At 50.1% G+C, this 13,019-nt stretch carries 11 protein-coding genes; 3 read left to right on the top strand and 8 right to left on the bottom strand.

What is annotated here, in order from left to right:
• The first annotated feature begins 30 nt into the window (after window positions 1-30).
• Window positions 31-1,224 (top strand): MFS transporter, encoded by a 1,194-nt coding sequence (locus J3482_RS08355; protein WP_206922271.1) that lies wholly within the window; start codon window positions 31-33, stop codon window positions 1,222-1,224.
• On the opposite strand, the gene J3482_RS08360 is transcribed toward J3482_RS08355, so the two are convergent.
• The 6 genes from J3482_RS08360 to J3482_RS08385 form a co-directional block, all read right to left on the bottom strand.
• Window positions 1,157-1,915, bottom strand: coding sequence for a glycerophosphodiester phosphodiesterase (locus J3482_RS08360; protein ID WP_206922272.1), 759 nt, complete (start codon window positions 1,913-1,915; stop codon window positions 1,157-1,159). The genes J3482_RS08355 and J3482_RS08360 overlap by 68 nt on opposite strands.
• A gap of 255 nt (window positions 1,916-2,170) precedes the next feature.
• Window positions 2,171-2,854 (bottom strand): FadR/GntR family transcriptional regulator, encoded by a 684-nt coding sequence (locus J3482_RS08365; RefSeq protein WP_188332066.1) that lies wholly within the window; start codon window positions 2,852-2,854, stop codon window positions 2,171-2,173.
• Entirely contained in the window at window positions 2,835-3,920 is a 1,086-nt protein-coding gene (locus J3482_RS08370; protein WP_146821004.1) for an Ldh family oxidoreductase, read from the bottom strand. The genes J3482_RS08365 and J3482_RS08370 overlap by 20 nt, the downstream gene beginning before the upstream one ends.
• Before the next feature lie 31 nt (window positions 3,921-3,951).
• Complete coding sequence (locus J3482_RS08375; protein WP_146821006.1) at window positions 3,952-5,106, bottom strand: UxaA family hydrolase; 1,155 nt, start codon at window positions 5,104-5,106, stop codon at window positions 3,952-3,954.
• Between the two features lie 2 nt (window positions 5,107-5,108).
• On the bottom strand, window positions 5,109-5,387 hold the full coding sequence (locus J3482_RS08380; protein ID WP_223203954.1) for a UxaA family hydrolase: 279 nt from the start codon (window positions 5,385-5,387) through the stop codon (window positions 5,109-5,111).
• A gap of 106 nt (window positions 5,388-5,493) precedes the next feature.
• On the bottom strand, window positions 5,494-6,429 hold the full coding sequence (locus J3482_RS08385; protein WP_328702674.1) for a hydroxyacid dehydrogenase: 936 nt from the start codon (window positions 6,427-6,429) through the stop codon (window positions 5,494-5,496).
• A gap of 519 nt (window positions 6,430-6,948) precedes the next feature.
• Between J3482_RS08385 and J3482_RS08390 the strand changes: the two genes are divergently transcribed.
• The gene (locus J3482_RS08390) at window positions 6,949-7,182 is read left to right on the top strand and encodes a hypothetical protein (protein ID WP_206922274.1); all 234 of its coding nucleotides are present in this window, start codon (window positions 6,949-6,951) and stop codon (window positions 7,180-7,182) included.
• Complete coding sequence (locus J3482_RS08395; protein ID WP_146821012.1) at window positions 7,172-8,698, top strand: sodium:solute symporter family protein; 1,527 nt, start codon at window positions 7,172-7,174, stop codon at window positions 8,696-8,698. Before J3482_RS08390 ends, J3482_RS08395 begins: the two co-directional genes overlap by 11 nt.
• A gap of 127 nt (window positions 8,699-8,825) precedes the next feature.
• Here J3482_RS08395 and odhB read toward each other — a convergent pair whose 3' ends face one another.
• Window positions 8,826-10,067: a 2-oxoglutarate dehydrogenase complex dihydrolipoyllysine-residue succinyltransferase gene (gene odhB / locus J3482_RS08400; protein ID WP_146821014.1), complete on the bottom strand. Its 1,242-nt coding sequence runs from the start codon at window positions 10,065-10,067 to the stop codon at window positions 8,826-8,828.
• Window positions 10,068-10,092: 25 nt separating this feature from the next.
• Window positions 10,093-12,903 (bottom strand): 2-oxoglutarate dehydrogenase E1 component, encoded by a 2,811-nt coding sequence (locus J3482_RS08405; RefSeq protein ID WP_146821016.1) that lies wholly within the window; start codon window positions 12,901-12,903, stop codon window positions 10,093-10,095.
• Window positions 12,904-13,019 lie beyond the last annotated feature (116 nt).

Consider the following 13,019-nt stretch of genomic DNA (forward strand, 5'->3'; position numbering starts at 1 on the left):
CTGGATGCTTTGCCGAATGGATGGTGCAACTTGAAACGTTATCGATTTGGCTTTGTTTTTGCCTTATGGGGTATGTTACTCTACGGGGCCATTGATGCGATGCGTAGCGCCACAGGCCCCATGCTACAAGCGCAGACGCACGTGACATATACTCAATTAGGCGCGCTATTCGCCGCAAATTCGATTGGCTACCTGCTTGGGAGCCTACCAAGTGGCTTCCTTATCCACCGCACGGGATTACGGAGAACGCTCCTTTTTGGCTCCATTGCAATGGGGGCCATACTCGTTCTCATAGCAATACCGAACTCGTTTGTTCTTCTGTGGTTCGCTTTCTTTGTGCTTGGATTTATCATGGGCTGGTTAGAAATCGCGTTAAACGCCATCATTCCCGCCGTATCCGACTCTGCCCGTGTAGAAAGCGCAGGATTTAACTTATTGCACGGTTGTTACGGAATCGGCGCCACGCTCTTCCCAACGCTGGTAATTTATCTTGCCACTCAATCCGGACACTGGTCCACGCCGTTTCTCGCCGTCGGAATGTTGACACTCATCACCGCACTGTCCATCACGCGTTATCGGTTTCCGAACATTCGAACGCAGTCGAGTACTACAGACCAGTTCGCTGTATCAAACCGACGAAACGCATTCACGACACCACTGTTTTACGCGTTTTTGCTGAGCATCATGCTGTACGTCGTGGCCGAGGTTGGGACAGCGTCTTGGTTGCCAATTTACCTAGTGAATGCACGTCATATGGGTGTTTCACTAAGCTCCTGGTACCTCACAGCTTTCTATTTACTTTTTAGCATCGGCAGATTAACGGGACCGTTGTGGGTTCATCGACTAGGTTCGTACGCGAGCATGCTCTACAGCAGTGTCTTTTCATTGGCACTGTTCGTAGCAGCGCTCCTCATTCCACAGTGGCCCATTCTGTTTATTTTATCAGGATTAGGGTTCGCGGTGACGTTTCCAACCATCGTCCATCTAGCAAGCCAGGCATTTCCGCTCGAGACAGGGCGCGTAATTGGACTATTATTGACCTTCGCTGGCATTGGCAGCATTCTCGTCAATTGGCTCATTGGCGTGCTCTCCACGAACTTGAGTATTAACCGAGCTTTTTGGCTGATTCCTATCTCGTTGCTTCTGGTCTTTCTCTTCACCGTGATGGCGATGGCCCTTCAGCAATCCCCTGCCACGGCAAGTCAAAACGAGGCCAGTTTGTGATGACAGCATCCACCCCGCAGTCCGCAAGCCACGCGATAGCCTTTGGGTTGTCGACCGTGTACGGATGAACCCGCAAGCCAAGCTGATGTGCACGCTGCACATATCGCTGAGTGACTCGGCGATAATGCGGGTGAATGGCCATGGCACCAAGCTGAACAGCTCGCTCGAGACTATCCGGCAACACCGGTTCCTCGTCCGTCAGAAGCGCAACGTTCGCATCTCTATGCACCCGCAGAACGGCTTGCAGTGTCTGTGTGTCAAAACTACTGTGAATGACCTGTCTCCAAATCCCTGCCCGCTCCAATACGCCCAAAGCGCGCTGGAGCCGTGCAGGGTCAGCGAGAGATACCTTCCACTCCAAATTCACCACCATCTGCGGATATCTCTTCACATAGGCTACCAACGACGACAATGTTGGAACTGGCATCCCGACAAACGCCTCGCCAAACCAACCACCCGCATCTAGTTGCTGAACCTCTGCCAGTGTCATTTCAGCTATCGGACCCTGCCCGTTTGTCGTCCTATCGACACATGCGTCGTGTAAAATCACAAAGTGACCGTCCTTGGTCATGCGTACGTCACACTCGATCCCTGCGGCACCTACCTCAACTGCCGCGGCAAATGCGACCATTGTGTTCTCTGGGTACCGACCAGAGTACCCACGATGCGCCCATAATGGTATGTCGAACATACCGGAAAGCCTCCTTGCTTTAACACGCCACGCAAATCAGTTGTAGAGATGACTCCACACGCACGATATCTTATTGACACGCCGCAGAAATGATACTCCTCGCCATCCATCACGGAACTATGGAAGGCGGGATGTCACATCTTGTGAGGGAAAAAGGGGAACAAGTTATGTGAAAAGAGGGGAATAAAATCGAAAACGAAGACATCAGAAAATAACGCCATATGCCAAACACAAACCATTGGCAACTGCACGAAATCAACGATTGAGCACCGAATCCTCCACACTGCTTACATGTAAGTGCATCGCCGCCCTCGCAGATTCAACATCGTGACGGCGAATCGCATCAAGAATTCGCCCATGTTCAACCAACGATTGCTGTGCGCGTTGGGGAAGTCCAAGTGAATACGTGCGACTTTCGGCCAACGCATCTAACAAATTCCACATCACGCGCACCAAAAGCACATTTTTCGACGCCTCCGCAATCGCAACATGAAATTGTGCATCTCGCTCAGCGAGACGCGCGAGGTCTGATTCATGATTCGTCGCATCTTCTAAAATTTCTTGCAACCGCTCGATATGCGACGTCTCTGCACGCTGTGCAGCCCATGCCGCAGCCTCAGTTTCTAGGACCTTTCGAATATCGAACAAGTCGCGAAGGTTTACGTTTGTCCCACCCATCGCGCCGAACACATCAGAATCTATTGGCTTTTCATCCGCAACAAAAATGCCAACACCATGACGCACTTTCAAAATACCGCGTCCAGATAAAATCTTAATTGCATCTCGAATCGCTGTTCGACTCACACCAAACATGGCAGCCAATTCACGTTCAGGAGGAATTCTATCCCCAGGTTTCAACTCTCCGCGAATAATTGCATCTGTAAATTGCGCAATAATTTTTTGACTTAAAGCGATACTATCAGACACCGGTTGAAACATCATTCTCATCCTTTGAATTTGCTAAACACCAAGGAAACCCCAATCTCGTACAGAGACTCTCCAACTCTAGACTCGTCTCTCTTGCTAAAGATAAGCCTAACTTTTTCCCCTCCTGCATCCGGCTCCAGCTTCTTTGGCCTGGCAAAAGAATTTCAGAAAATCCATCAGCAAGAGGAATCGAACGAATGTCATCTTCCATCGCACGCAACCTAGAATGAAATTGATTCACACCGACAAAAAACTCAGGATGAATCACGACAAAACACATGCCTGTATCGGCTGCTTCATCCCGCTCATCGTATATTGATCCTACACTATCCCCAATGGCTGCGCCAGATAATACACCGCTCAACACCTCTACCAAGAGCGCTAAAGCATACCCTTTTACACCGGCCATTGGCAGCACGGCACCAGCCAATGCGGCGTTTGCATCCGTCGTCGGCAGGCCGTGCTGATCAAGCGCCCACCCCTCTGGAATCGCATCACCGCGTTTAGCCGCCATAATAATGTTACCACGTGCCGTAACGCTCGTAGCCATATCTACTGAAATCTGATGCTCGTCGCACCCTGCGGCCATCGCAATGGGATTGGTTCCAAAATACGCCTGTCGACCACCCCAAGGCGGAATAGCAGGTTGGGCATTGCTAAACGCAAATCCAATCATCCCCTGGTCTGCGGCCATCGATGTATAAATCGACATAGCGCCCGCGTGATTACCGTGACGCACGGTCGCAACTGCGACACCTGTCTTGCCAGCAGCCATCATCGCAGCTTCCATTGCCCGTTTGGCGATGACCGCTCCGAGTCCGTTATCCCCATCTACAACAACGGCCGAAGCCCCTGTATGTTGCAAGGTGATATGTGGGCGAGGATTGATTTTCTTCTTCTCGATGGCAGCTATGTACGCAGATAATCGAGACAATCCGTGGGTAGAACGCCCGAGCAAATCAGCTTTGACAAGTGCAAAAGCTGCCCATGCGGCATCATCGCGGGGAACGCCAACCTTTTCAAAACAATATGTCGCCATATCCGTTAGCCACTGTACATTGAATCGTTGTTCATCCATTTGTTCGGGCTCCTTTCCACGGGGAAATTTGTCAGGCGCTCGGATACAAACGCGTCAAAACAAATTCCTTATGTCCGAGCGTCTCTGCTACTGTAAACCGCCCGTTAATCGTCCTGACCATGACATCTTCCAAGAGATTCGTCGCCTCTTGCAAATTCATCTCGTGAGAGAGTAGTCCACTGACATCTACATCGATATGCTCTTTCATCGCCTTCGCTGTTTTCGGATTGCCCGTAATTTTAATCACGGGTTCAATCGGATTACCTACAATATTCCCCTGTCCGGTCGGGAAAAAATGAAGCACAGCGCCACCCGCACACATGAGCGTAATACACTCAGCAGCCGCAGACGATGTATCCATAAAATTAAGTCCTTTTTCCGTAGGCGCTTCTGCTGGTTTCAGCGCATCCACAACCGGCTTCGTTCCGGTTTTTTCGATGTTCCCCATTGCTTTCTCTTCAATCGTACTTAATCCTCCAGCAATATTGCCCTCAGTGGGTTGTGAACCCAACAAATCAACGCCTTGTGAGGCAATTTGCTCAACGTAAGCGTGATAAATGTGCATAAATTTATCACGAACCTGATCATTCGCGCAGCGTGCTGCAATTAAATGTTCACCGCCAGTAAGTTCTGACGTCTCACCGAAAAATACGGTCGATCCCGCATCTACAAGTCGATCCACCAACTGCCCCAACGTAGGACAGGAAGCAAGTCCTGTCGTTGTGTCTGATTCACCGCATTTAATACTAAACTTAAGTTCTGATAATTCAATCGGCTCACGCTTAATCTCCGTAGCATATTGCACAAACTCCTGCGCCTTCCAAGAAGCCTGCCGTACCGTTTCCAACTCTCCCTGACCTTCAATACTAAACATAGCCACAGGCTTACCCGTCGATGCAATGCCGTCCGCGATGCGTTTCGCCCACTTTTCCTCAATTCCAATGACAATGACTGCTGCAACATTCGCATTCCTACCGGTGCCAATCAATGTCCGAAAATGTAGCTCTAAATCCTCGCCATATTGCAATCTACCATATGGATGCGGTAGCGCAATCGTACCTTGGATTTTATTCGCAACCGCTTCACATGCGGCATTCGAAATGTCGTCAACCGGAATAATCGCCACATAGTTTCGGATACCAACACTTCCGTCAGGGCGCCGATAACCATACAGTTGTTGTTTCATCCCTACCACCTCTTACTTTTAATATTGTGCGTATGAACATAATCACCGACAGTCCATTGACTTGTGGTCACACCAATGACCTGACCATATTCAATCACGTCATCCGACGGGCTTAAATCGACCAAGGCGATTTTATGGCCCAACGGGATATCCGCACGAGCCGTCACTTCAACGCTCGAATTGTCATCCATATAAACGCCCGTTACAGTCTCGTTTTTCGAAATGTCCTGAGTTGCGACACCAACATGATCTCCCCGTTTGTGAATTAAGAATTTGTGCAATTCAAATCCTCCTCCCTCTGGAGGTATTACCATTATGGTATGTGGTATTACCTCTAAAGCTATTATATTTTGGTCGGATAAGTCCGTCAATTAAAATAATTAATTTTTAGACGATACCCTGCGCCTGCTCTCCTCGAATCAAGTGTTCCACTTGTCTTAATATAAAATTTGAGACTCTTTCGGATGATTCTTCCGTAATTCCGGCAATATGAGGAGTCAGTATGATATTCGTCAGCGCATTCAATGGATTGTCCAACCTCGGGGGTTCCTGTTCCCGCACATCTAAATATGCCATTCTCTGCGGATGATCCCGAAGTGTCTCATACAAGGCAGACTCATCTACAATACCACCCCGAGCCGTATTGATAAGCACACTCATTTCCTTCATAGCACTCAATCTCTTCTTATCTAGCAAATGTCGAGTCGCAGGCGTTAGCGGAACGTGAACAGACAAATAGTCCGCGTTTGTAACGACTGCGTCCAGCGTTGACATCTGTACGGACAGATCTTGAACGATGACACTCGATTCCATCACATACGGATCGTAAGCCATTACTGTCAATCCGAGAGCCCGTGCCCGAGACGCCACCCGCATTCCAATATCGCCAACGCCAATTAACCCCAAGGTCTTCCCAAAAATCTCACTGCCTGTCGCAGCCGAGCGATCCCATCTCCCCTTTTTGACGACGTCATCCGCTCGATGAAGAAAACGCGCATGGTGAAGCATACACGCCAAGACATACTCCGCAACCGACACAGCATTCGCACCACGGGCGGAGATAATCTGAACGCCCCGCGCACGGCACGCAGATATATCAATATTGTCGAGCCCCACCCCTAATCTGCCGACCACCCGAAGATTCGGATACGCATCCAGGAGTTGTTCGTCCACCTGCGTCTGGTTGCGAACAATCAAAGCGAACGTGTCCCGGCCCAAAGACAAGAGCGCATCACGCCTCACTGCCAGCTGAGGGTCGTAAACGACTTCGAAGTTCTTCCCGTATCCATCCGGGAGTGGTATCCACAGTGATTCACTAATCACAATACGCAAAACGTTCACCTCCCTACATCCTTGAATCTTTGAAGTCGTGTGTGACCTCGCCTGAATCAATACTGCAATATGGCTCCCACAACAATGGTATGTGGTAATACCAATGATACGACAAATAATTCTATAATGTCAACAAAATATCCAAACAAGATTCCTATAGAACAATATTCCCACTTCCGTAGGAACTGCATTACAGGTCAAAAAATATGTTGATACATAAGGATTCCAAGCCAAGTATCTGAACGAACCTACTTCTCCCTCGGTTATAGCATCATCATAAACCGTTATGATAGTCCGTATTGACAGTTTCCAACTCATGTGTAACATGATATATGAGGTAATACCATTGAGCGAATTTACACCTCAGACCACAACGTGCTTATCTATCGCCGTATTTCAAACGACTCATCCTTATGTGTTGACGACAATATGAAAGCGCTTAACATTCTCTTAATGGCTATTCCTCAATCCAGCACACACTGCGTCGCGACATTGAAGGGAGGTTCTAATGTGAAGCGGATTATTATCGCTTGGCTAATTTCGTTCTTTCTAATCGTATTTTTGTATGTGGGTGCCACCGCCTTGTGGGTCAATCATCTCCATCCCAGTATCTTAAGTATGCCCCCACTATATGCATGGTTTGTTTTAGTCCCACTAGTAAACCCCATTATCCTTTGGATCTTATATCGCTACGACCTCAAGTATAATCCACAAATTCAGGAGGGAACGGACGATGTCAACTAGTTTGATCCTCGGCATCAGCATAGGATTTGTGATCATCATTACACTATTTGGAGTGGCATTTGGGAAAAAAGACAGTCATAACATGGAAGGCTGGCTAGTGAGTGGCCGTAAAATGGGCTCTTTTCTCGTTTGGTTTCTACTTGGCAGTGAAATTTATACAGCATTCACATTTGAGGGCCTCGCTGGATACGCTTATAAGAACGGCGCCGCAGCATTTTACAACGTGGCACTGAACGATGTGGCATATGCGCTTGGTTTTCTGATCCTTCCGACAATATGGATTATTGGTAGAAAATTTGGCTATGTCACCCAATCGGACTTTGTGGCAGGTCGTTATGAAAGTCGTGGATTGGGTGTCTTCGTTGCATTGACCAGCGCAATTATTATGATTGCGTATATCGACCTGAACATTACGGGGCTCTCCGCCATCATGCAGGTCATTGGTCAAGGGAGAATTTCCACGACATGGGCAGATATCATTGGATTCCTCATACTAACTCTATCCGTGTTTTTTGGAGGGATACGAGGTAACGCCTGGCAAGCCGCAATCAAAGACATCTTGATGCTGATTGCAATTGGCGTCATGTTCGTCGTGATTCCAGTTCATTATTTTGGTTCCTTCGGCCATATGTATCACCAATTTCAGAGCGAAATCCCGTCCCACCTAATATTGCCGGGCGTATCAAAAAATGAAGGCCCAACCTGGCTAATCACAACCGTCATCCTGAATGGATTAGGACAATGGATGTGGCCGCAATGGTTTGGCGTTTCATTTACAGCGAAGAGCCCACGAACACTCAAAATACAATCCATCTTTATGCCGCTCTACCAATTAGTCAAAGTCGCGGTCATTACAATCGGTCTCGCGGCCGTCTTAATTCTCGGTTTCTCGAAGAACATCAACGGAAATAACGTGGTTATGATGCTGGCACTGAAAACATTTCCTGAGTGGTTCGTCGTTCTGTTTACTGTTGCAGCCATGTTGGCCGCCATCATCCCTGCCGGTCCTATCATCATGACGTCCAGCAGCCTCATATCCCATAACGTAATTCATCCTGTATTTCCTAAAATCAAGGACAAAACAATTTACCATTTAACAAAAATTCTCATTTTCCCGTTGACCATTATCGCATTAATATTAACATTGGTACTCCCGTCACTCATTGCATCCATACTACTTGTAGCATACGACTTCATATCTCAGTTGTTCCCGGCAGTTGTCATCGGGGGCCTTTTCTGGCGCCGTGCAACAAAGCAAGGCGTCATTTCCGGTATCATTGTAGGCTGGGTCATATGTGCCTATCTCGTACTTACCAAACACGACCCACTTGGCGGATGGAATGCAGGTTTCATTGCTTTGTTCGCAAACCTCCTCGTATTCTTCATCGTGAGTTTGTGTACCAAACCTGTCGCAAAACAGCAGCTTGACGAATTTTTCAAAGAAGCTTTTCCGACTACCAAAGTCAATGACGAGGTACACATCCCTCGTTACCTACAAGATCAATCTTCCAACTGACGTAAATTCATTCTCGAAGAATGCCAACCCACAACACAAACAAACTGCGTGGTCAGAGAACCACGCAGTTTGTGCAATCAAGTAGCTACATTTACTCCAAATTTAGCAGATAGACGTCTGACTCGACTTAACCTTCGATGAGCAAGGACTCCGGATCTTCAATCATCTGCTTAACCGCCACGAGGAAACGAACCGCTTCGCTGCCGTCGACAATCCGGTGGTCATACGACAACGCGATGTACATCATCGGACGAATCTCAACCTGTCCGTTCACAGCAACCGGTCGTTGTTGAATTCCATGCATCCCAAGAATACCGACCTGTGGCGCGTTCAATATCGGCGTCGACATCAAGCTACCAAATGTGCCCCCGTTGGTGATGGTAAAGGTTCCGCCCTGCAGATCTTCCACACCGAGCTTATTGTCGCGAGCGCGAGCAGCAAGAGAAGCAATCTCCCGCTCAATATCAGCAAACGTCAGACGATCCGCCCCGCGGACAACCGGCACCACCAATCCGCCTTCTGTCGCGACCGCGATACCAATGTCATAGTGATGCTTGATAATCATGTCGTCGCCTTGAATTTCCGCATTCAGGCGTGGGAACTGCTTGAGCGCACCGACAACAGCCTTCGTAAAGAAGGACATAAAGCCGAGGCCCACACCGTGCTTATCCTTAAACGCATCCTTGCGGCGCTTGCGCACATCCATTACCGCGCTCATATCCACCTCGTTGAAGGTCGTCAGCATTGCGGCAGTGTGTTGTGCCTCAACCAAGCGCTTGGCAATCGTAATCCGTCGGCGCGACATACGAACACGCTCTTCGTCCGGGCGCTCTGTGCTAGCAACCTGTGCGGCCGGTTGTGCAGCTGCTGGAGATGGCTTCGCTACCTGCTGTGCAGCCTGTAGATGCGCCAATTCGACGCGACCACTCTGGACCTGAGTCAAATCAACACCCTGTTCCAACGCGGCCCGACGAACAGATGGCGTCGCACGCACGCCTGACGCGACGGGTGGAACCGGCGCCTTCGCTGGCACGGAACCTGCAGTAGTGGATGGCGCGGCCGCCTTCGGCGCCTCCGGTTTCGGCGCTTCTGCAACTGGCGCAGGAGCCGCCGACGTTGAGGCTGCGGGTGCGCTTCCCGGTTGAATCACCGCGATAGTATCACCAATCGCTACCGTATCACCGGCTTGCTTTGCAATACTCGTCAACACTCCAGACTCTTCCGCGATGACTTCTACATTCACCTTGTCTGTCTCGAGCTCGACAATGGTCTCGCCGGATTCGACTGCATCGCCCTCGTTCTTCAACCACTGACCAATCGTCGCCTCAACAATTGACTCACCTAACGTAGGTACCTTTACCTCTGCCACTTATGATTCCTCCATTCAGCCATTCTCAAAGCGTCTGCCGTGATAGAGCGACATCCAGGATGTGCGCCTGTTCTGCGTTGTGCACGTCTGGTGAACCCTCTGCAGGGAAGGCCTGTTCCGGACGGCCGACGTAATGCAAGGCTGCATTTGCAGGCAGGATGGACATCAGCCGCGTCACCACAAATGACCAAGCACCTGCGTTCTGCGGTTCCTCCTGCAGCCATACGACTTCGCGCAAATTCTCGTACTGTGCGAAAATCTCCTGAATGCGTTCAGCAGGGAACGGATAAAGTTGCTCCACTCGCGCTGTTGCCAGCCAAGAGAAATCGCCTTCGCGCTTGTCTATCTCTGTCGTTAAGTCTACACCTACTTTACCGCTCGAGAGGACAAGACGCGTAACTTTTTTTGCATCTTGTGAAGGCGTGTGCAGAACCGTCTGGAACTGGCCCTCAGCGAGATGTATTCCCTTCGACGCCGCCCGTACATTGCGCAGCAAACTCTTTGGAGTCATGACCACCAATGGACGGGCGTTGTGGCCCAACCGTGCAGCCTGCAATCGCAACAGGTGGAAATATTGGGCAGAGGTGGTCACGTTCGCGATAAACATGTTGTTTTTGGCCGCCAATTGCAAAAATCGCTCAACACGCGCACTCGAGTGTTCGGATGCCTGCCCCTCGTAACCGTGTGGAAGCAAGAGAACGAGGCCAGACGATTCAGCCCACTTCGCACGGCCAGCTGCGATGAATTGGTCAATAATTGGTTGTGCGACATTCGCAAAATCGCCGAATTGGGCTTCCCACAGGACGAGTGTCTCTGGCGCCTCAACGTTATAGCCGTATTCAAAGCCCATCACACTCGTTTCCGAGAGTGGACTGTTGTAGACGACGAAACTCGCCTTCGCACCAGGCAAGTGTTGTAACGGCGTGTACTTTTGCCCGTTATTGGCGTCATGCAATACTAAATGCCGCTGTCCGAACGTACCTCGTTCCGAATCCTGCCCTGTCAAGCGAATCGGCGTGCCCGACTGAAGGATTGTGGCAAAGGCCAGAGATTCAGCGTGTGCCCAATCGATATCTCCGTTGTCAATAGCGTCAATCCGGCGATCAAGAATCCGCTTTAACTTGGGGTACGTCGTAAAGCCCTCCGGCGTATCCAACAATGCGCGGTTAATGTCGCGCAGCGTATCCAGGCTGACTTTCGGAACGTCCACCACAGGCGCCGAAAAATCAGTGATAGGAGCAGAATGGTGGATGTTCGGCAGTTTTTCAAAAGCCGCCATCAAATCTCGACTAATCGCTTCATCCACACTTGCAACGTCTTCTGCCGTCATCACACCCTGCGCCTCTAACTGTTGTCCATACAACGTCTTAATCGTGGGGTGTTGATTAATTTTGCTGTATAGCACAGGCTGCGTCATGCTCGGGTCGTCGGTCTCGTTGTGGCCCCAGCGACGATAGCCAATCAAATCAATGAGAAAATCCTTGTGGAACGTTTCACGATACAAAAACGCCAAGCGAACCGCAGCGATGCACGCTTCTGGATCATCCGCTGAAACGTGAACGACCGGTATCTCGTAACCCTTGACGATATCACTGGCGTACCGAGTCGACCTACCTTGCTCAGGATCCGCCGTAAAGCCAACGTGGTTGTTGGCGATAATATGAACGGTTCCCCCCGTGTAATACCCCGGAATCTGCGAGAAGTTGAGCGTCTCTGTCACAACGCCCTCACCAGGGAACGCAGCGTCGCCATGGACGAGAACAGGAATCGCCTTTTCCACATCTTGCTGTGGCACACCTGGGTTTGTCCGATCTTCTTGCGCCGCGCGCGCAATCCCTTCGACCACCGGGTTTGCCACTTCCAAGTGACTTGGGTTATTCGCGACGATTATGCGAGCCAGGCTACCATCGGGCTTGCGGAATTCATGGCGCCAACCCTGATGATACTTGACGTCGCCCCCCCAGCCGGCTTCGTACGCGCGCATCTCCTCTTCACTGGCGAAATTGTTGCCAGCGTGGAACTCGGAGAAAATGGTTTCGTATGGCTTGTGCGCAACATGTGCCAAGACATTCAAGCGGCCGCGGTGAGCCATCCCGATGATGACACTGTTAATACCCTGGTTGAGCGCTTCATCCGAAAGCGACTGAATCATCGGGACAAGGGCGTCTACCCCCTCGACCGAGAACCGCTTCTGCCCGACAAACCGCCGGTGCATAAACTTTTCAAACAACTCGGTGCGCGCGAGGCTGGTATACAACTTTTTCTTCTCGTCCGCAGACAGTGGCGTCATCAGGCGCCCGTTCTCCACCTGTTCCTGTAACCACGCGATTTCCGCTTCATTTGTCAGGTGACTGAACTCATAACCATGGCGATCACAATACGCCCGGCGCAACGCGTCAATCGCATCACGCGCAGTCTTGACACCTGCAGGTGCGTTGCGAAGCACAACACTTGCGGGCAGTTGACTTAATTCAGCTTCTGTAATGCCATAGGTGGATGGTTCGAGTTGAGGAATGGTTTCCGCTTTTGGGTGGAGTGGGTCTGTGGCAGCTGCAAGATGGCCATAGACGCGGATATTACGAGCAAATTCAACAGCCTTCGCGATGCGCTCAGGCGCCACGGAGAGCGTAGACTGTCCGGATGGCGTAGCTTGCCCCCCTGCGACAAACAAAGCCGTGTTTGGATCACCATACGCCTCAAAAAGCGCACGGGTGTCGGCACTCACCGACTCCGGGTTCTCGCGATACGATTCATACAGTTCGAGGATGTACCCAAAGTTCGGCCCAAAAAATTGTTGCCAAAACGATTGGGTTTCTGATGGGTGTTCATGCTCCATTTTGTAAACCCTTCTTCCGTTTCTCTAGGCGTCCAAAACTAACAATAAACTATTTTTCGCCACTATGCATGGTCAATTTGATAGTGTTCATCCGAAAAGTCTGGCGCTTGCAACCC

It is taken from the genome of Alicyclobacillus suci (assembly GCF_017329615.1).
Classification (GTDB): domain Bacteria; phylum Bacillota; class Bacilli; order Alicyclobacillales; family Alicyclobacillaceae; genus Alicyclobacillus; species Alicyclobacillus suci.